The 24286-nt window shown below is 46.8% G+C and carries 4 protein-coding genes; all 4 read left to right on the top strand.

Annotated features, from left to right (window positions below; all coding sequences use genetic code 11):
• Positions 1–11: 11 nt before the first annotated feature.
• On the top strand, positions 12–9167 hold the full coding sequence (locus tag ACRBG0_RS20345) for an SdrD B-like domain-containing protein (protein ID WP_431488688.1): 9156 nt from the start codon (positions 12–14) through the stop codon (positions 9165–9167).
• 85 nt (positions 9168–9252) lie between these two features.
• Positions 9253–18393 carry a T9SS type A sorting domain-containing protein gene (locus ACRBG0_RS20340; RefSeq protein ID WP_431488687.1) on the top strand — a complete coding sequence of 3047 codons (9141 nt, stop codon included), beginning with the start codon at positions 9253–9255 and terminating at the stop codon, positions 18391–18393.
• A gap of 270 nt (positions 18394–18663) precedes the next feature.
• Entirely contained in the window at positions 18664–19950 is a 1287-nt protein-coding gene (locus ACRBG0_RS20335; protein ID WP_431488686.1) for a proprotein convertase P-domain-containing protein, read from the top strand.
• 573 nt (positions 19951–20523) lie between these two features.
• The coding region (locus tag ACRBG0_RS20330; RefSeq protein ID WP_431488685.1) for a choice-of-anchor A family protein at positions 20524–24286 on the top strand (3763 nt) is incomplete at its 3' end.

Here is a 24286-nt window from a genome sequence, read left to right as displayed (position 1 = left end):
CAACGTTCACAATTGACGAACCAACGACTTTAGAAATTGACGTTGACGCTACAGTTCTGACGGATGCAGATTGTAACGGATCAGCAACTGGTACAATTGATTTGGTAGTTACAGGTGGCACAGCACCATACACTTACCTGTGGAATACGGGTGCAACAAGTGAAGACCTCACTGGCTTGACCGCAGGTACGTACACGGTCACTGTTACGGATGACCAAGGTTGTACCGATGAAGCAACGTTCACGATCAGCCAGCCGGATGCGGTGGCCATCAATGTTGCGGGTACGGTTGTACAAGCTGCTGATTGTAATGGCTTCGCTACAGGTAGCATCTTCTTGGCAGTGACGGGCGGAACGCCTGATTATGCTTACGCATGGTCTGGCCCTGTAACTATTGGAGATACCAATAATGCAACTGGTCTTACCGCTGGTACTTACGCGGTCACGGTTACGGATGCTAATGGTTGTGCAGATGAAGCTTCTTTCGAGGTTACTGAACCTACTCCGCTACTTGTTAGCAATGCAGTTGTTAATAATACGAGTTGTGAAAGCAATGATGGTAGCATAGCACTCACCATAGAAGGTGGCACGCCAAACTATACGGTAAGCTGGGATAACGGCATGACAGGAGCTTCCATCTCCGGTCTTTCGCCGGGTGATTATACGGCTACCATCGAAGATGCGAATGCTTGTACGCTGATTCAAACCTACACCATTGAACGTAACTGTTTCGACTTGGCGCTCATCAAAACGGTGACATCGACTGGCCCATTTGTGCCGGGGGGGATCGTTAATTTCGATATCCAGGTGATCAACCAGGGGAATATCGATGCGACGCAGGTAGAAATCACAGATTACATTCCTGATGAATTCAATTTGGTAGGAACCGACTGGTCAGAGAGTGGTAACCTTGCTACCCAAACTATCGCTTTGCTTCCTGCGGGAACTACCACTACACTCAGTATTAGCTTGGAGGTAGATCCTGCTTACGGAGGTGGAGACTTGATCAACTATGCAGAAATCAGCAGTGCCGACAATGCGCTTGGTTTAGAGGATGCGGATTCTGAGTTTGATCAAACCAATAATGATCCAGGTGGTTTGCCTAACAGCCCGGCAGATGATTATGTACTTGGTGACGGCACCGGCGCGGTAAATAGCGGCAATGCGGCTGGTGATGCGGACGATCACGATCCTGCACAGATTACCGTAACAGCATTGGTTGATTTGAGTCTAACGAAAACGGTCGACAATACTACACCGTTTGTTGGTGATCAAGTTACTTACACCTTAACACTGACCAACGATGGGCCTGCTATTGCTACGAATATAGTGGTAGAAGATGTGTTGCCAACAGGATTAACTTATGTTGATCACAACGGCGGCAACTACAATAGTGCAACTGGCGCCTGGACCATCACTTCGCTGGCTTCAGGAGGTGATGTTACTTTGGAGATTATAGCTTACGTCGAAGCTATTGGTAACTACAATAACTGTGCTCAGGTTCTGGCCCAAGGTCAACAGGATGTAGACTCTGCGCCGGGCAATGCGAACACTCAGCAAGAGGATGATAATGATTGCGCGGTAATTACGCCACAAGCAGTGACAGATTTGTCATTGGAAAAAACAGCTTCCGTTACAATGGCAACGGCAGGTGACCCAGTGACCTTTACCCTTGCGCTTACCAATGAAGGCTTAAGCCGTGCTACTGGAGTTACGATTAGCGAAGTGATTCCTTCGGGCTTCATTTTCAATGGTTCTACTGCGAGCGGTGGTTCTTACGATCCGTCAACTGGATTGTGGACGGTAGGCGACCTGCCTGCTGGCGAAACCTTAATCCTAACCATTGACGTTACCGTTGCCGCAAATGGCGAATATTGTAACGAAGCATTTGTTGCCACAGCGAATGAATTTGATGTAGATTCTACGCCGGGTAATGGGGTCGACACCGATGGCGATGGCCAAACAGAAGACGATCCTGATGATGAGGATGACGGCGATGCGGCCTGTATTGAAGTACCTTGTCAGGTGCTGCTCACACTGGTAGAGCAAACTGGCTGTAATGACAATGGCACACCTACTGACCCTAACGATGACTTTATCAACGTAACGATCTTTATCGACGGTATCAATACTGCTGATAGCTGGACCTTGACAACGAACCGTGGACAAGTATTTACAGGGGCTTATGGCACCAGTATCACCATTCCTTTGTTGATTCTTAATCAAGACGATGAGACCGCCTTTATTACAGTTACGGATAATGGAGATAATGCCTGTACTAACGGATTGACAATCATTATGCCAGAGGAATCTTGTTCGGAAGATTGTCTGATTTTAACAGAAATAAGCACCCTGCCTTATTGTGATGATAATGGCACGCCTAGTGATCCTAGCGATGATTTATACTACTTTGAAGTAACAGTTGCCGGACAGAATATCGGTGGCGACGGTTGGTTTGCAGTAGATGGTCAAGACAACCTTTTTACAGGCAGTTACAATACACCAACAGTGCTGGGGCCTTACTCCAATTTCGGTGGTGGCACCTTTAATGTGTTGTTCCGCGATGTTGAAAAACCAACTTGTGGACAGTTTTTGCTACCGGTCACTTCTCCGGAAGAAACTTGTTCTGATGCTTGTGCGATTTCTATCACGATGTTGGACCCTGGCCCGATTTGTGACCCTAACGGCACGCCTATTGATCCTTCGGATGATGTATACTACGTTTTCGTTCAAATCAATGGCGTAAATAACTCTTTCGCTGGTTGGGAAACAGAAGATGAAGGATGGTCAGAAGGAGAAGGCGATTACGGTGGTACATTCGAGTTTGGCCCTTATCCGGTTAACGAGAACCACACCATTACAGTCTATGACGCATTTGATCCTGAGTGTGAAGTTTCTATTCCACTCATTGCTCCTGGTAGCTGTGAAGAAGGTTGTGAACTTACCATCAATACCTTTGCGCCGATTTGTGATGACAACGGCACGCCGTTTGATCCTACAGATGATACTTACACCTTCGGCGTGAGAATCATTCCTGCTGGGCCTGATGTGTCGAGCACCGGCTGGCGTTTTGTAGACGGTAACGGTAACTTTACTGATGGTGGTGCTTACAATGAAATTATCACCCTCGGGCCGTTCCCGATTCCTACAAGTGGAGCCGATACGACCTTCCAGATTGCGGACAACGGATTTATCAGCTGTAGAGACGAATTCACCATTACACCTCCTGTTTCTTGTAGCTCGTTGAGCTGTGATATGGACGCGCAAGAGATTGCCAAACGTTGTGATAATAATGGTACGCCATTTGATCCAACCGATGATGTTTTCTTCTTTACCCTACAGGTAAATGGAACCACTTCTGCTGGCTGGACAGTAACCACTCCTGATGGTGCAACAAGTGGTGCTTACGGGCAATCGGTCGAGATAGGGCCGTTTGCGGTAGGACAGGATGTTAGCTTCACCGTCTTTGATCAGCAATTCCCTACGGAGTGTAATCAAAGTCTGACGGTCGTGACTACCGCTCCTTGTTCCGAAGAACGTACCTGTATGATTGATATCGAAATCATTCAAGCGTACGATGATTTGGGTACGCCGTTTGACCATGAAGACGATGAATACGATATTACTTTCTTGATCACGAACAATGGGCAAGGTGGCAACTACGAGTTGGTCATCTTTGACGGTCCAACACTCTTCGGCGTTTTTGGAGAACCATTGGTGTTGGAGAATTATACCGCTAATCAAGATGTAAGCTTTACGGTTACCGACCTTGAAGGAGAAGACTGTTCAATAATCGGTCGCTTCTTTGGACAAGCTGTTTTAGGAGACTATACCTGGATTGATGCCGACGAAGATGGAATGCAGGATGCTGATGAAGAACCACTCGGTGGTGTTCAGGTGATCCTTAGCGGCCTTGATTTGGAGACAGGCTTACCTGTCAATCAGGAAATGTTTACCAATGCTGGTGGTCATTACTTATTCACCGACCTTAATCAAGGTCTATATCAAGTAACCTTCGTTTTACCTGATGGTTATAGCTATACCTTGATCAATCAGGGCAATGAAACGATCGACAGCGATGTTGATTCTGCTACGAACGGGATGACAGCCAACCTGCCGCTATCTACAGCAATGGCCAACCTCGATTTGGATGCTGGATTTATTCCTGTATCAAATTGTGAGATCAACGCAGTAGAGTCAACCGTAACTTGTATTGACAATGATTTCTTCCAGGTAGTTATTCAGTTAGAGGGCAATGGCGCTTCTGGCTGGACCGCTACGGATAACGCCCTTGGTGCACCTCAGTCGGGTACTTACGCGACTTCGTTCGAGCAAACCTACAGTACACAGATTGCAGGGCCGATCATTATCACTTTCGTGGATGCTGATGATGAAAACTGTTTGACAATAGTTAGCATCGATGTGCCTACCGATTGTGTTGATCCGCCACCTTGTGCGATTACGATTACCTCACAAGTGTTTGATTGTGATGACCAAGGCACGTCTGAAGCTGCTGATGATACCTTCTCGGCGTTCTTCGCTGCCACAGGGACGAATATTGGCGATTGCTTTACCTATACCCTCAATGGCGAGGTGCTTACAGGTACTTACGGTATACCTGTTTTCCTAAGCGACTTGCTGGTTGCTGATGGAGATGTTGTTATTGAAATTGTAGATTGCAACACACTAACTTGTGGCGCACAACTGATTCTAGAGACCCCCGCACCTTGTTCGGAAGAGCCGTGTGAGATCACTTTAGGAGCATTGAGTACCACCTGCCAAGGGGATAACTTTACCGTAAGTATTCCGGTAACGGCAGTAGCAGGCACGACCTGGGTAGCTATTGATAATGACGGTGTTACTTACAACGGTGCCTACGGCGAAAACTTCGTCGCGCAATACCCCGTTACTCTTGCCAGTTCTGTACTACTCACCTTCTTTGACGATGCTGACCCTAGCTGCGTACAGAATATTACGATAGAAGTACCTGAAGATTGTATCACCGAGCCTTGCATGATTAGTGTAAATACGGAAGTATTACCTTGTGATGATCAGGGCACGCCAAGTGATGCTGATGATACCTATGCGGCCACTTTCGTGGTAACAGGCAACGGTACAGGCGATTGTTTCAACTATGAAGTTGATGGAACAAGCTTTAGTGGCAACTATGGTGAAACAGTAACATTGGAAAATCTTCTGATCCTAGATGGCGACTTTGAAATTCTAATTACCGACTGTACTGACGCTAGCTGTACCACCAGCGCAACGATAACAGCACCTAATAGCTGCTCTGATCCATGTGCGCTTACGGTATCTTCCTTCAACTTCGGTTGTCAGGATGTAGGAACAGCATCTGGCAGTGACGACGTTTTCTCCGGTCTCTTTACGGTGTCGGGCGCCAACGTTGGCAGCTGTTATACATATACCATTAATGGTGAAACGTTTGTGGGTACTTATGGCCAGCCAGTACTTACGGGGCCATTCCTGATTGCGAATGGTGATGTGACGATTGATATCGTTGATTGCAATTCAGCTATTTGTACGACGCAGGTCGTGTTTATTGCTCCGGCACCTTGTTCTATAGAAATTACTTGTGCTGTTGAATGTCCTGAAAATGTAGTTGGCGAAACCCTCGGCTTGGCATGTGGCGATTTGGATCAAATTTTGAATAACCCTGCAAGCCTCAGCCTGACGGGCGAACCTACCATTACTGGTGACGACTGCCTGATCGTTGAAACGACCTTTGTGGATGAAGTGATCAGCGAAGAAGGCTGTAGTAGCGTGACCATCATTCGTACCTTCTCTGTGGATTATGGCCCTGGCGGTCCTTTCACTTGTACACAACTGATTACGATCAATGATTCTACCGCACCGGAAGTGAGTTGTGCGCCTACCAACTTCTTCGACGAAGTATTGGGCCAGGAGTTGATCCTCTTCCCGGTTGATGTATTTGAATGTACAGCGACCATCGAAGTACCTTACCCAACGGTTACAGATGCTTGTGAATCGGGCTGGTCGGTTGTGACAGAACTTACGACCCTCAACGGAACAGTACTGACTACAATTGGTGCCAATGAACTTCGCTTCATTCCTGACCTGGGTATCGGAGATTACTTGTTGCGCTATTACGTAACCGACGACTGTGGTAATGCTGCTGAACCTGTTGATTGCCGGATTCGAGTCACCGACCAGGATCCACCAACGGCTATTTGTGTGAGTGGTATTGATATTTCTGTCGGCGGCTTTGGTTTGGCACGTGTTTACACCGCCTCAATAGACAACGGTAGTTACGATGATTGTGATTTGGATCGGATTGAAATCCGCCGAATATTCACCCGTGACCCTGCCACTTGTGATACGCTGCTGACGCCAATTTACAGCGAATGGGGCGACTACGTCGACTTCAATTGTTGTGATGCTGGCCTTTACGTAACCGTAGAACTGAGAGTGGTAGACCTTGCCGGAAATGAAGATACCTGTTGGACAGAGGTGCTGGTGCGTGACAATACGTTACCATTCTGTACTAACTTGTTCAATGAGACGGTTACTTGTGATGAACTACCTGCTGGGTTTGATCCTTACGATACAGCCGACCTTGCTGCACGCTTTGGTAACCCCGAAGTGGTAGACAATTGTTCAGCAGAAGCTGTCGAATTACCACCAGTAGTAAACCTTAGTGATTGTGGTGCAGGTACGATTGTACGCCGTTTTGTGGCCATCGACCGAGTAGGCAATGAGTCCGCTTCGATCTTTGAGCAATTGATCACCATTGAATACATACTGAATTACAACATCCGTTTCCCTGAAGATGAGATCACCAACTGCTTGCAGGAAATTCCTGGCGCAGAGGCCTTCAATGTAGGCTGTGATTCCATTACCGTTTCTTACGAAGATACCCAGTTGACGATAGAAGGTAACGAGTGTTTCTACATTGCGCGTACCTATACCGTGACCAACTGGTGCGAATGGAACGGCATTGATCCTCCTCAGGTTATCTCTCGCGATGAAGATTGTGATGGTGTGGGTGGAGAAGAAGATGTGTGGGTGATTCGTCGCCCAACGACCGCTTATGTAGATCGCGATGCTTTCTACAATAACACCAGTCCGACCATTGGCGAGCGCGGACAGAGCTGTACCGGCACCCTGAACCCACTGGGCTACTGGCGCGAAACCACCAGTACGGGGCAATGGCAATACACGCAGCGGATCAAGATTTTTGACAATGGGGCACCAGTTGTCGAGTTTACCGCTCCGGAACCGATTTGTACCGAATCTGCAGCTTGTGAAATGATGGTTGACCTACCGTTTACCATCACGGAGCACTGCTTGCCGGATGCAATGACATTCACGATTGGTTTAGACCTCAGTGCGAATGGAACGGTGGATGAAGTTCTTCAACCTGAAGATGTCCTTTACGGAGAAGGCTCGGACTACGGTATTCGCGCGTTGCTGCCATTAGGTGCCCACCAGATGTTGGTAGGCGTTACCGACGGTTGTGGAAATACCACCAATGTTGTTATTCCATTCCAGATTGTTGACTGCTATATTCCTGAACCTAACTGTTTCACAGGCCTCAATGCTATTCTGCAAACGTTGCCTGCCGGAACAGATATCAACGGTGATGGGGAGATGAATGAAGCTGGCTTAGAGCTCTTCGCGAATCAACTGGCAAGCTGTAATATCCTTGAATGTAACCTGCCACTGCGCTTTTCCGTAAACAGGGAAGGGGAGATGCCCAACATGAACCAGGAAAGTATTGGCCTGACCTGTGACGACCGCCCTGGCGTGCGTCTAGAGGTATATGTTTGGGATGGTGCTTACAATCCTTATTTGGTACAACCGGATGGTAGCTTGGGTGGTCCCAACTACAGCATGTGTGTGGTAGAGGTGAATATCCTTGATCCAGAAGGGCATTGCAACGATTGTGTTGATGGCGATATGACCTTGGGTGGAGACATCTATACGATGAACTCGGAAGCCATTGCAGGGGTGGAAGTCAAATTGGAATCTACCATTCTGCTAGAGATGATGACGGAAACGGAAGGTCGCTACCAGTTTGAAGATTTACCGGCCGGAGAAACTTATGTAATCCGTCCTTACAAAAATGATGATACGGCTAATGGTATTAGCACACTTGATATGATTCGTATTCAAAACCATCTACTTGGGGAAGATATGATTACAAATCCGTATCTTTTGATTGCTGCGGATGTAAATAACTCAGGTTCTGTGACAACTTTGGACCTTATCCAATTGCGTCGCTTGATCTTAGGAGATATCAATACTTTCGCTAATAATACCAGTTGGCGCTTCATTCCTGCGGGTTTTGAGTTTCCGAATCCGACGAGTCCTTGGTCTTCGCCATTCCCTGAATGGATTACGGTCGAGGCTTTGGATGGTTGTTTGTATGCTCAGAATTTCATGGGTATAAAAATCGGAGATATCAACGGTTCTGCGAATGCGGCCTTTGGTGGTGCACAAAACGGAGAAGAACGCAGTAGCCTTCCTGATTGGAACCTGCTGCTGGAAGATACTCGGGTGAAAGCCGGACAGACCTACCGCTTGGCGCTAATGAGCACCGAGTTGGAAAAGGTTAATGGTTTCCAGTTTACACTGGATTGCAACGAGGATAAGCTAGAAATTCTAGCGATTGAAGAGGGCTTGTTGCGCCAGGATAATTGGGGTAAAAACCTACAGTCACAAGGCTTGCTGACGGTAAGCTGGGAACGAAACGGAGCATTGCTCAATGAAGACCGCCTGTTGACGCTAGTTGTCAGAGCAAAAGCTACGGGGCAGATCGCTGATTGGGTAACGTTAAGTCCACGCTATACCATTGCGGAGGCTTACGAACGCAGTAGTGAAAACCGTGTAATGAATATTGAGTTGGGCTACTTCGGTCAAGCAAGCACCGGAATGGCACTTTATCAAAATATTCCCAATCCGGTGACAGCTCAAACGGTGATTCCGTTTGATTTGCCGGAAGATGGGTCGGCTATTATCGAAATACACGATATCAGCGGACGCAGAATACTTACAATCCGCGACGAATTTACGGCGGGCGCGAATGAAGTGAGAATTAAAGCCGGGCAATTGCCTAATGGCTTATATTCATATACCCTTCGTTTTGGTGGCCAACAGTTGAGTCGCAAAATGATTGTAGCACAATAAGTTTTTTCATTCTCTGACATTTTTGTAAAAAATGTCAGAGAATCAGTTTTTGGTACCCTACACTATGATTAACACCGGTCAGGTTATGAACAACAAATACGAAACAACACGATTCTATCGAAAGTATACCTTAAAGTGGTCACTGTTTTTGAGCCTTGTTTTGTTATCCTTAATGACTGTCCGTGCGGAAGGCACCCATGAGGTAGCCCCCAACCCTACGGATATGGTAATGCTACTGGTAGGGGACGGCAATTACGGCAATTTTGCTACACTGGGTAGCCCGGAGGGCAGTCGCCTTTTTGTGCAACTCAATAGCGCAACGGAGGTACTCTACCTGGGCCTTTCCCGAGAATACAATGAGTCTGGTAGTCCAGCCAGTACCGGTAATTATTCTTACCGAATTCGCAGGGCGTCTAATGATGAAATTATACACGGTCCTTATAGTATCAATAGTTTTGTTGAAAATGTCAGCAGCTGGGAAGACGCTAGTGGTCCGGCGGTGTTAAACAACGGGGTTGGTTATGCAACCGATGATGCTCGTTTCCTTTTTGCGCCAGGAGAAGCAGGTTTGTATTATATCGAGTTTATTAGTGTAGATCATATTGGATACTGGGATTTTACGGTAGCTGATAATGGGGTAGAGATCCCAGGGCGCGTATTTTCAAGAAACTGGGCTTTTCGTACTCCTACGGTTGGTAATACACAGCCAGAGTGTGTTTGGGATCGCCGATTCAACGGCAAACTCTACTCTTATACGACGGATGGTTTTGTTACACAAATCGATTTTGCAGATTCTGGCCTGCAAGGATTATCGTTTACCATGGCCTTTAATAGCAGTGGCCCTGGACAAACAGGGGACTTGGGGATAGATCGGATGTCTATTCCTGCGGAAAACGTCACAGATGATTTTGCCGAACACCTTGTTTTTTTAGCACCACCTGATCCTGCCGTTTTCCCTGATGGGGAATGTGGAGAACTGACGGTCGCTCCGTTTTTCAACTGTGCCGGATCGGAAGCCTACTGCCTCGACGTAACCGTCACCCAGCCAGGGCAGGTAGAGGTTATTTTGGATATCAACGAGAATGGTGTTTTTGATATAGATATAGATCGCCGCTTATTGCATCGGTTCCTCCCAGGTCAACCCCTGTCAACTTGCCTGAGTTGGGACGGTCTATTGGGCGACGGTACCCCTGTCGACCCGGGGACGCAGCTCAACCTCTCTGTAAATTATACGCAAGGGATTCAACATTGGGCTGTTTATGATACAGAATTCCTGAAAGATGGTTTCTGTGTAGAACCCATTCGTCCTTTGTGTACAACTAGTGGCCAAACCGATATTCTCTATTGGGATGATCGTAACATTATTGATGATCCTGGCACAGGGCAGCCTAAAGATGGTCGCGGCGGTTGTGATTGTACCACTCCTGGTTGTAGAACATGGAATAATTTCAATCCTCAAACAGATGATTGTTCCATGATTAATGACAACAATACCACCGGTTATGGTGATAAAAACAGCCTTAACACCTGGTGGTTTGCCAATGTATTTGCTGTCGATATGGTGGGTGTGCCACTGATTAGTGTAGAGATTGAAGCCGAAACGGAAATCTGTGAGGGCGAAACCACGACTTTGGGTGTCAACTTTTTCTCTAATGCAGCTATCGCAGAACTTACTTGGTCTGGCCCGGATGGTATCATTGCCAGCGGCCCAGATGCACCCGAAGAAATAGAGGTAAATACCCCTGGAACTTATACCCTTGAAATTACCGACCAAAATGGTTGCTCTTTTACGGACACCCACGAGCTAAGCCAATTTGCTTGTCCTACCGATCTGGAATTAGATATTGATGTCGATAGCCCTTTGGCAGATATAGGTAGCGCTATTACCTTCACGATTACGGTCACAAATCAGGGGCCTTTCAATGCTGGTGGTTTTACAGTCAATACCCTTTGGCCTGTAGGTCTTGTCAATGTGGTACCACTTTCCGCTGGTGGCACCCTCAATGGCAATACCATTGATTGGGAAAACCTGAGCCTGGAAGTAGGAGAGAGCCTGACATTGACCTTTATGGGCACTGTCGCACCTGCTTTCGATTATACGATACTTGCAGAAATCACCTATTCTGCGCAAGGTGACCCCGATTCTACCCCCGGCAACGGCGTAGATACCAATGGCAATAACCAGTGTGCTGATGACGCCGGTGATGAAGACGATGGCGACTGTGTTACCATGGTGCCTCCTGCTTGTGAACTCGACGCTACCATCGCGGTTAGCAGTGTCGCTTGTGACTCAAACGGCACGCCATCTGATCCCGATGATGATGTCTTTACTTTCCAACTAGTAGTTTCAGGGAGTAATGGAAGCAGTGGTTGGCGTACCCTCGTTAATGGACAAACCGTTACAGGGGCTTATGATGAAGTAGTTACGGTTGGGCCTTTAGCTATTGCCAGCGGTGATTTGGAATTAATTATTACTGATGGATTCTTTGGTGCTGCTTGTAGTACAACGCTTTCGATTCCTGCACCAACAACCTGTTCCGATCAGTGTGATCTGGCAATTGAGGCCAGCAGTTCTGTTTGTAACGATAATGGCACGAGCTACGATCCTGCCGATGATACTTTTGCTTTTACTTTTGAAATAACGGGCGCGAATACCAGCGGCAGCTGGACAGCGTCTGACGGTAGCACAGGGAATTACGGTACCAGCTACACTTACGAAAATAACCCGCTATCAGAAGGTGATGTAACCTTGACCTTTACCGATAGCGAAGACAATACCTGTAGCATTAGCCACACCTTTGAAGCACCAGCAGAGACTTGTTCTCCGGATTGTTTCCTCGATGGTAGTGTGGGGCCTAATATTTGTAATGACAATGGTACTCCTTCAGACCCAAGTGATGATACGTTTACGTTCACCTTGGCAATTACGGGCTACAATACAAGCACAACTGCTTGGTCGGCCAATGACCCCAATAACACAGCGGGTACTTACGGTACGATGATTACAATGGGGCCTTACCCGATCAGCGGCGGGAGCCTCGATTTTCTGGTGGTAGATCCTGGTAACCCAGATTGTAATCTGCCCCTGTTTATTGTACTACCTTCTAGTTGTTCCAATGATTGTGCACTGTCTGTTGTTACAACAAACTCCATCTGTAACGACAATGGCACGAGCTACGACCCTGCCGATGATACTTTTGCGTTTACATTTGAAATAACCGGTGCAAATGCCAGCGGTAGCTGGACGGCTTCTGATGGTAGTACAGGGAACTACGGCACCAGCTATACTTACGAAAACAACCCGCTATCAGAAGGTGATGTAACCTTGACCTTTACCGATAGCGAAGACAATACCTGTAGCATTAGCCACACCTTTGAAGCACCAGCCGAGACTTGTTCTCCGGATTGTTTCCTCGATGGTAGCGTAGGTCCAAATATCTGTGACAACAATGGTACGCCTTCCGATGCTAGCGACGATATTTTTACGTTCACGCTAGAGGTCACCGGTTACAATGCCAGTTCCGGTAATTGGTTGGCCAACGACCCCAATAATACCAGTGGCGCTTATGGTACAACAATGCTAATGGGGCCTTACCCTATCAGTGGCGGGAACATCGATTTTCAAGTCTTTGATCCGGGAAATCCAGATTGTAATCTGCCAATTTTTATCGTTCCTCCCGGCACTTGTTCTGATGTTTGTGCGCTGACTTTACAGCAAAGCCTCATTCAGTGTAATGATAACGGCACTCCTTTTGATGGTGATGATGATACTTATACCATTTTAGTAAGAGTTACGGCTGCCAATGGCGGAACCTCTTGGACAAGCACCAATGGCCAAACCGGCCTTTACGGAGAATGGGTAACACTAGGGCCATTCCCGATTTCAGGAGGCAATGTGAGCTTAACCTTTACGGACAATGAAGTGCCTGGCTGTGCCCTCACCACTTCTTTTGTTGCACCACCATCGTGCTCAACGGCTTGTATTATAAACGATGCCGTCGTAACCAATGTGGTTTGTAATGACAATGATACGCCAGTTGACCCCACCGACGATACCTTTACCTTTTCGGTAACGGTTACAGGAGATAACCTTGGTACCAATTGGACGGCAAATGACGGCACCACCGGTGCTTACGATACACCAGTAGCTTTTGGGCCCTACACGGTCGCGGATGGTGATGTCGACCTCGGTTTTACAGACAGCGCGGATAACAACTGTACCTTTAGTTTGCAGGTAACTGCACCAACGAGCTGTTCTGATCAATGTGCTATGGAGGTAACGGTATCCAATTATCAGTGTTTGGACAATGGCACGCCATCTGACCCTGATGACGACCTGTTTACGTTTGATCTACTGGCTGAAGGTGTTAATAACAATGGTGCTGGCTGGATTCAGCCTTCAGGCAATAGCGGTGCTTATGGCACGGCCATTACACAAGGACCTTTCCTCATATCCGATGGTGCTTTTGATATGGTCATTCAGGATGTAGAGGATGCTTCTTGTACGGGGTCAGTAACGATCATGCCTCCTGCACCTTGTTCTTTTCAGTGTATGGTTATCACCACTCTTAATACAGTAGTGTGTGATGATGCCGGAACGCCGGAAGATAGCAGCGATGATTTTTATGTTTATACCATCTTGGTTGATGGTGTGAATACTAGCGATAGTTGGATAGCCAATGATGGTACGACTGGCAACTATGGTGAGCTGGTAGAATCTGTACCTCACAGTTATAGCGAGGGCGTCCTGAGTGTGAATATATCTGACAGTGTTGCCGATTGTGGTGAAACCATTGAAATCAACCCGCCAACGCCAGCACTGTTCTGTCCGGAAGATACTAGTCAGAGAAACTTCATTGGTAGTATCCAGATTTTGCAAGGACACTTGGACCAAGATGACCTTGTCGTAGAGGAAGCACCGTGTTTCCTGGCGTTTAGTTCTACCCCTATTTTATTAGGAGATCGCTTTATGGAACCAGTCGATGTAACGACTCCAGGACCAATTGATACCGCCGATAATGTTTACTCGTTCTTTTTCTTCTCGGACATTCCATTGTCGCCAGAATTAGAAGACCTCGGTGATGCTGATGGTGCAGGTATGTTGTTCAACGGAAGTTATACCGGATACGATGATCCTTGTTGTTTCAATGTGAGTTATCCAGATGAACTGGATAATAACGAGGACATGGAGACCATCAATCCTATGATTGATACGACCGGAATGTTCTCTCAGGATATGCACCTGGTCAATCACTTTACACAGTCGCTGAAGCCTAGTCAAAACTATTCGCTGGTAGCTTCTACTTACGGAATAGAAGCGTCTGGTAATTATGCTTGGGTTGTCGTTTCTTACCGCGATGTACCCATGACGGTCAATAGCGAAGAGGTAACTTCCACCTTTATGCCTTACGATACGCTAAGTGAAGATTTGACTTACAATCATATCCTTTGGACACAGGGGAATTCTGCTAGCCAGGCTACCGTCGGTTACCCATCGGTGGAGCCACTTTGTGGTCTTGATAGCTTGTACTTCCAGGATGAACTGGATTTTGATGACAATTGTGCAGATGCTCATATTTATCGCACGTTTATCATGGAATCAGCTGGACAGCCCGATAGCTGTGATCAACAGTTGACTTTCCGTCGCCCGACGATTGATGACATTGTATTGCCACCGGCAACGGCGACTTTCCAGTGTGGCGATGATTATGGTCTTAATGAAAACGGGTACCCTTCTCCTCAGGATACTGGCTATCCGCTGGTAAGTGGTGGTGAGGACTATGATACGTTATTTAACCAAACGACGATCTTTAATCTGGCGGTTTCCTACAAGGATATTCCAAACCCGATCACTACAGATCTGATTTTGGACTTGACCAGAGAGTGGACCATCACTGATGTATGTAATGGGGATACCCTTTATATCATCCCTCAGCAGATCAAAATAGGACCATTTGGGCCCCCACGTTTGGTTTGCCCTATTGGCGGCGATGGCTGTAGTTGTCCTGACGATAATGTATTGGTCTACGATGTTGACCCACTGGATTGTACCGCTACAGTTGATATCCCGCTGGCCGAACTCGTTGGCTTCTGTGATGAAAGCCGGATAGACGATTGGACCATTACCACAGAGTTGATCAGAGTGGTAGATGATGAATTAATTGAAACCATTGAATTTGATGGTGCCCGCTCGGTAGCTAACCTTGAAACAGGGGACTACACGCTGCATTATATTGCCGAAGACCTTGATGGCAACCAGATAGAGAGCAATTGTCAAATGCGAATTGCTGACCTGCAAGTACCAACAGCCATCTGCCGCAATAGCCTAACAGTGACGGTAGAAGAGGATAATACCAACCTTTTATACCCAGAAAACCTGGACTTGGGTAGCTATGATAATTGTGAACCGCCAAGTTTGCTCATGCGCCGTTTCTACAATGAAGGAACCGATGCTTGCGCTGGAGATATGGCAGGAACCTTCGGTGACTGGACCGGTGAGTTGGCATTTGAATGCTGTGATGCTGGGGAAACCTTCCTGGTAGAACTTCAAGTGATGGATGCCGATAGTAACATCAACGGCTGTAATGTGATGATCACTGTGATCGATGATGTTGCGCCAGAGCTTGCCGGCTTGGAAACGCTCACCTTGCCCTGTAGTGCTTTGCCATTAGGGTTTGAACCCATGGACTCCGTCCAGCGCGTAGCCCTCTTCGGGATGCCGGAAGTAACCGATAATTGTACCGCAGAGATCGTGGAAATGACGCCCGAACTCAGCTGGGATGATTGCGATCTGGGAAGCATTCGCCGCCTCTTTATGGCCACGGATGGTGCAGGAAACACGACAGCAGAAGTTTACGAGCAAATGATTACGATAAATCGTAACAACACCTACCGCATTCGTTTCCCTAAAGATGAAATGACGGATTGCGTTGCTGGTTTGGAAACACTAGAATTTATCAATGGTGGTTGTGGAAATTTCACAGTTACCTATGAAGATGTTGAATTAGCTACAGAAGGGGAGGAGTGTTTGCGTTTAGCACGAACTTACCTCATCGTCAATGATTGTGAATACGACGGCGAAAGCACACCTACTGTATTGAGTCGTAATGAAAACTGTGCAGTAGAAGAAGGAACGGAAGATGTTTGGTTGGTCGTGAACAATGGTAGTGCTTTTGCAGATGCAGATAGTGAAGCCTTCAACCAGTTTCCGCCTGCCGGCCAAAACTGTGCTACCAACCCTGCCGGATACTGGCGTGATTTGCCGAATGTAGGTGCTTGGGAGTATACCCAAGTCATCAGTATTCAGGACGAAACAGCGCCTGTGGTTGCTTTCGGAACGCCAGCCGCATTCTGTACGACAGATGAGTCTTGCGAAGGATTGGTGAGTATCGTCGTAGAATTGGAAGACGCCTGTTTGCCAGAGCGCACGGAAGTACAACTCTTCCTCGATCAGGATAATGACGGCACCAATGACCTTGACCTTACGGAAACCAGCGTACTCACCCGGACGAATAATTCCTTCCTGATAGAAGGTAACTTCCCCGTTGGTGACCACGCATTTGTTTTTGCGGCCACCGATGGTTGTAATAACCTGAGCAGTGAGCGCATCGCCTTTACAGTGGCAGATTGTTTCGTAGCAACTCCGACTTGTGTGACCGCTATGGAAGTACAGCTTGCACCTGTCGTTCCGGCTACAGACCTCAATGGTGATGGCATTCTCGACGAAGCAGCTGTGATTTTATCAGCTGCCTTGTTGGCTGATATGGCCGAAATGGATTGTTCTGGTGATTATGCCTACTCGGTCAATCTGCCAGGGATGACTGCCGACTTTAGTGCTGATAACCTGGTGTTGACTTGTGAAGATCGTTATCAGGCAGCACGTGAAATCGTCGTTCGGGACAATGCAAATAACCCTTACGCACTTCAGCCTGATGGCAGTACCGGAGGACCTAATTACCAGCACTGTACTGTGATTATTTCTGTACAGGATGCCAATGAAGTTTGTAGCGCTTGTGCCGAGAATGAACTGGAAATAGAAGGCGTCATTCGTACACGTACCAACCAGCCCATGAGTGGGGTAGAGGTGCAGTTGAGCATTGATGATATTTTTGATGAAAACTCCTTTACCATTGATGATGGTAAGTTTGAGTTCCCGCAATTGACCTTCTCGACCAATTATGAAGTGAAGCCATATAAGAATGATGATACAGGCAACGGTGTCACGACCCTGGATCTAATTATTCTGCAACGGCACCTACTTTTGCAACAAATTATCACTGACCCTTACGTATTATTGGCTGCTGATATTACGAATGATGGCGAGGTGACGACACTAGACCTCTTGTGGATGCAGCAATTGTTACTCGGTCGCATCGAGACTTTCCCTGCGAATACAAGCTGGCGCTTTGTGCCCTCGGAATTCCCATTGACGGACATAGCTGCCGAGATTCCGGATTCCTACCGCTACTTTAACCTACTGGTTTGTCAGTTTGCCCAAGACTTTATCGGCATCAAAATCGGTGACCTGAACGGCTCAGTTAGTAGCGACGGCGTCATGGCGCAAGCCGAAGACCGTACCAATGGCAAGTGGCTACTGGAAGCACCTGACTACGATCTACGTGCAGGGGATATTTACCGTATCCCTATCCGCGCCAATAACTTGGAGCAACTCAGCGGCTTGGAAGTAGAGTTGGCTTTGAACACCGAAGTACTAGAGGTACTGGAAGTAGAAGAAGGCCAGGTGAAAGCCGAGCAGATGAACACAGCGCTTATGGAGCGTGGTTTGCTGAAGGGCATTTGGTTGGCCCAAAAGACCAGCAGCAACGAGCCGTTGTTTACACTAGTTGTAGCAGCAAAGGCTGACGCCAAATTAGCGGACGTGCTCGCTGTAAGTGGCAGGGTGCCTTCTATCGCCTATGACCATGCGCTGGCGGAGTACGATCTACAGCTCCAATTCAACGACTACGGACAGGAAGCAGTATTGCTCAAGAATCACCCTGATCCTTTCCGGGAGACTACCCAGATAAGCTTTTACTTGCCACAAGCAGGAAACTACCTTCTGGAAATAACAGATGCCACCGGCAAGGTATTGCAACAATATCAGCAACGCGCCGATGCCGGTAAGCAGCAGCAGGCCATCCGCGGCGAGGGCCTCCCTGCCGGCGTGCTGTTCTACACCCTCACCTTTGATGGTCGCCAGATCAGCCGGCGGATGGTGAAGCTGTAGGGGGGCAATGACTATCACAATAGAAAGTAAATAAATAAGGCGTCATCAGGGAAATCTGATGACGCCTTATTTATAATGCCTTTTTATTGAATCCGATTATAATAAAGGAAAAGAGAGTTCTTTGCGATCGTAAGTAATAGCGGTGTGTTTCGTGTCATTTTCACTACATTACGGATCAAGATATATTAACAATATAAGGTAACACCATTAGTTATGCTGCTTCATGTGCGAAATTCAATCATACTACTTTTCTTATTATTAGGTTGTTTGATGCCCTTGTTTGCACAATCGTTCATTGCTCCAGGTGGTCGTATTTCAGATTATTCTGGGCCGTTAATAGTCGATTCATTTCCCATTCAGGTAAATGGGTTATCTGGCCATTTAGGTGATGGTTTTGGGTTAGGGAAGGTGTGTATAACGATTATCCACCCGCGGGTATCGGATATAAAAGTAGAGTTGCAAAGCCCTGATGGGAGTACTATTTGGCTGACTAACCGTAATGGTGGTGCAGAGGCAAGGGACTATTATCAAGCTTGTTTTCGGATGAATGGCTTCTCTGGTTATATACATCAGGCTAATCCTCCGTTTGTTAATGGAGAATATATACCAGACGGGCGTATGAGTTTTCTTAATAATGGCCAGAACCCTAATGGAACGTGGTGGCTGCGGATTCGTGATTTGCGAGAGGGCGAAACGGGTACCTTGAATAGTTTTACCCTTCATTTTGAAGAAGGGGACTATTCTGACGAAAAACAACGGCCTTGTAATGAGAATTACCCGGAAGCATGTCAATGCCCTGGTTTAACAGATAGTTGTGATTTATTACCGGACTTTATTATTCTCGAAAGTTTTACCCGCTCACAGATTAAAGAGTATCCTTTTGATCATCCGTATTATGGAGGGCAATTGCGCTTTGCCGCTACCATCGCTAATGTCGGGGATGGCCCCATGGAAACAAGAGGAAGCGACCGTTGGTACTGTGGCGAAGATGAGGTTGTTCGCAATAGTCTTTGTGCAGACGGGGAATATGCTCGTCAAGAACTTACGCAGCGCATTTATCATCTGGCAGATGGAGAGTTGAGTTGGGAAGACCGTAGTGCCGGTTTTAACTATTATGATGATAAACCTGGACATGACCATTTTCATGTAGATGATTGGGTGGAGTTTCGTTTAGTTAAGGAGGAAGATGGGAATTTGAAAAAAACGCTTATTGCGGAAGGGAGAAAGGTGAGTTATTGCTTGTTTGATACAGGAATCTGCAATAATTTAGATAGTCTTTGTACTTGGCAGGGCCAAGTATTTGGTGAGAAGAACTTACCCAACTATGGATTCGGACATTATGCATCTTGCAATGCTGAGCAGCAGGGGATTAGTGTAGGAGGTTATGATACTTATGGTATGCTATATGAAGGGCAATTCTTACAGTTGCCAGAAGACCTTCCTTCTGGTGAGTACTGGCTGGAAATAGAAATTGACCCTCTACAGCTTTTTTATGAAAAAGACCGCTCGAATAATCTTTTTCGAATGCCTGTTTTAATTCAATACCAGGAAAAATGATTTAGGGGCAATAGAAGCAAAGGGTTTAAGGCATTTCTTTTTTAAGAGTATTTTTTAGTAATAAAGCCCCCCTGTTTCTAAAGATAGGAATACTTTTATGTAAAAAAGTATAAAATATATTTGGTTTTTACTTTTAAATGCATGACATTTGCATCATGTTTTACTGTGTTGGTTTTTAGTTTGTTATGGCGAAATATTGAGAAGGCGTTTCCTTCGAAGTATTATAACCTGTAGTCGTATTGAAAAATACATATGTATAGCTGATTCTTTGGCTTGATTAGTGTAGCTTTTCCTTAGAAAATAAATTGATAAAAACTTCTCCTTTGTCATCATCAGATGAAAGGGGCATTCTTGTACGCAATTTTAGTTGCTTTTGCATAATACACTTGTAATTACCTGACAGGAAAATATTCTTCCTCGCATGTAAATACAATAAATTTAAATCACATGAAAAACCATTACTTGAGCTACACGCTTGGCCTCATCTTGGCGTTATTTAGTACGCTAAATCTTCAAGCACAATGTCCCGCAGTCTGCGATTTCGACATTAATACGAACTCACAAAATGTGAACATGTCCGGTAATCAAACCGCCTGCTTTTCAGCAAGTGTTGATGATGTGTTCTTCAATTTCAATGGGACGGGTAATGTTATTTGCGTACCAGCGGGCGTTACCTGGACACAGAACTTTGGTGGAACCTTTGCGAATGTAACGATTGAAATATATGGTAGCGTCATTGTGCCAAATTCAATGAGTTTTAATAGCACTACTGTTATTAATATTTATCCAGGAGGGTCGATGGAAACTTCTTCCACCATCAACGGGCCTATCACAGTTAACAATGCCGGTACATTCACTTTCACTGGGACTAATGGTCAGATTGGTGGGCAAAACGGCACGACCTTCAATAACCTGAGCGGTGGTGTATTAGAAGCAGAAGGGCTAACTGGCCAACTTCTCCTTATTGGGCCTGTTGCTGTGACGAACTCTGGTATTATGAACTTCTCTAGCCTTGAGAACAATGAAGCAGATGTCTTCGATAATTATGGAGAAATCAATATCAGCCGCTACTTTTTCAACCATGGCAACTTATATAATTATGGAGATGTCAATACGGCTTGTGGTCCGTTCGGTTCTGGAGGCTGTGAGTTTATAGTTGGAAACAAGGGGCCAACTAAGAAATTTGTCAATAATAGCTGCATGACGGTTAATGGTAATGTAACCTTCAATGGCGCTAGTGAAATCAATGCCCCTTTCCAAATTATTGATGGTGACCTTACTATTAACTTTCCTGTGACAGGAACAGACGGTGGCATTTTTGTCACCAATGGTAGTTCTGATATTACCGTTTCTGGGAGTTATTCTGGCACCAATCTTACTATCTGTGATGAAAATACAGTAGGTAATGACTTTGATAGTAACGTTGGTAACAATCCTAGTATGTATACGGTGGATTGTACGGATGCGGCTATGCCTTGTGCTGCGGCGGACCAAACGTGCGATAACATTTTGAATAACTTAAATGTTGATGGCTCTGGGCCTGACCCTACAGTAGCTTTCTCAAACCCCACTAGCCCGTATTGCGGTACAGTAGGGGAATATCCTTCTCCAATTACACCAGGGGAGCAAGCAGGGTCACCTTTTAGCACAATCTCCTGTCCTCCTATGCCTCCCTCCTTCAGGGGCTTGGATGCCTCCTATCAGATCGTTGTGGGCGGCGACTTTCTCGTACCGTCAACTGGTGGAGCTGAAGTAGAAGGACGATTAGCTGTAGGCGGTAACCTGATAATAGATAAGGGATATGGTATTGGCGAATCCGGGGGTGGAACCTTCGTGATAAGTGATCAAGGCAACGCGGTGGCTGTAGAGGGTACAATGTCTGGTACAGGGACCCTGAATATGGGGACTAATAATGGTGGCGGTGTCGGATACGTTGCCTATTCAGGAGGAGCAAGTACCCTGAATGTTGGTAATGGCACTGCTTCTGATAACAATGGAACGAGCATTGTGGATCATACTACACTTCTAAGTGAGGCAGCGCATATTAGTATGGAGATGCAAAGTGCTACAGCGACGGGCTCATTTAATGCTGTCTCTCGCACAGTGACAGGAACCAATGCCGCAGTTGAAATCATAAACATCACTGGAACTGATTTGGACCCTGGGTTTCAGGACAATTTGCTTTTCGCAGATATAGCCCCGGGAGCTACCATTATTCTTAATGTTTCGGGGGCAGTAGTTACTAGCCGCCTAAGAGCAACAGCAGGTAGGGTAAATGACCCCGAGTTTGGTGCTACAGGGTCTGACCCGGATGCACTAATCTACAATTTAGTTTATAATTTTTATGAAGCGACTAGTGTCACGGTGGCAGGTAACCTTAATGGCTTGGTGTTTATCCCTAATGGTAATTTGGATTTACAGCAAAACCTGAATGGTAGAGCCTACATTGGTGGCAATCTTACTCATTCCGGTTCCGGTTCAGAGATTCATAATTATCCTTTTACAGGAGAACTTAGTAGCTTCTGTAGTAGTGCTTGTACGATTGATACGGATGGCCTTGCTGGAGTTGCCTGTTCTGGTAATGAAGGGATAAGCTTTAGCCTTACCCCTTCAGGTACTGGCGTAAGTGGCACTTATACCGTAAGTGTTAGTGGCGGCGGAGCTACGAGTATCAGTCCAATGATGGGTACTTATGATGTTGCTACAGTCTTTACGCTTAATGATAATTCAGCGGGGGGAGGAGATGTGACAGTAACGATTACCGATTTGAACGGATGCGAGCGTCAGGTAACGATTACGGATCCCACTGCGGGACTTCCTGCGGTAGCGTTTACAGCCCCTGCTGATCTGTGTATTGATGCAGGAGTCCAATCGGGTCTTGGTGGTGGCACTCCAACGGGTGGTGTCTACAGCGGCGCAGGTGTTACCGATGATGGCAATGGCATGACCTATAGCTTTAACCCTGCTACTGCGGGAGTTGGTACGCATACGCTGACCTATACCTTCACGGCTGCTAATAGTTGTTCAGTTAGCGCAAGCGATGATATAGAAGTCTTTACATTACCAGTAGTAGGATTGACAGCTCCTGCCGATCTGTGTATTGATGCAGGAGTTCAATCGGGTCTTGGTGGTGGCACTCCAACGGGTGGTGTCTACAGCGGCGCAGGTGTTACTGATGATGGTAATGGCATGACGTATAGCTTTGATCCTGCTGCTGCGGGAGTTGGTACGCATATGCTTACTTACACCTTTACGGATGGCAATAGCTGTACGAGTAGTGACACGGATGATGTGGAAGTATTCGACTTGCCAGTAGTTGTGTTCACTGCTCCTGCTGATTGTTGTGTTACTGATGGCGCACTGACCGGCCTTGGCAGTGGCACTCCAACGGGAGGTGTTTACAGCGGTCCTGGTGTCACCGATGACGGCAACGGAATGACGTACAGTTTCGATCCTGCTGCTGCAGGAGTTGGTACGCATCTGCTTACGTATACCTTTACAGATGGCAACGGCTGTACGAACAGTGCAAGTGATGATAAAGAAGTGTTTGCGACACCTACAGCTGCCTTTACAGCTCCTGCCGACCTATGTATCGATGCAGGTGTTCAATCGGGCCTTGGTGGTGGCACTCCAACGGGTGGTGTCTACAGCGGCGCAGGTGTCACCGATGATGGCAACGGAATGACGTACAGTTTCGATCCTGCTGCTGCGGGAGTTGGCACACATGCCATTACTTATACGGTAGGTGCTAATGGCTGTAACGATAGTGCTTCTGATGATGTTGAGGTATTTGCATTACCTGTAGTAGCCTTTACTGCTCCTGCCGATCTGTGTATCGATGCAGGAGTTCAGGCTGGCCTTGGTGGCGGTACGCCAACGGGTGGTACTTACAGTGGTTCTGGTGTCACTGATGATGGCAATGGTATGACGTACAGCTTTGATCCTGCTGCTGCAGGAGCAGGTACGCATACTTTGACGTATACCTTTACCGATGCAAACAGCTGTACGGCTAGCGCAAGTGACGATGTAGAAGTCTTTGCTGTCCCTAATGCGACCTTTACAGCACCCTCCGACTTGTGTATCGATGCAGGTGTCCAATCCGGCCTTGGTGGCGGGAGCCCAATGGGCGGTGTTTACAGTGGTCCAGGTGTTACGGATGGCGGGAATGGTATGACATACAGTTTCGATCCTGCAACTGCAGGCACTGGTACGCATACGATTACTTATACGGTAGGGGTTAACGGCTGTGTAGATGCAGCCACAGATGATATAGAAGTATTCGCACTTCCCGTAGTCACTTTGACAGCGCCAGCCGACTTGTGTATTGACGCTGGAG

The organism is Lewinella sp., assembly GCF_050633125.1.
Lineage (GTDB): Bacteria > Bacteroidota > Bacteroidia > Chitinophagales > Saprospiraceae > Lewinella.
Note: the sequence above shows the minus strand (reverse complement) of the source record. Positions and strands in the feature narration are given on the sequence as shown.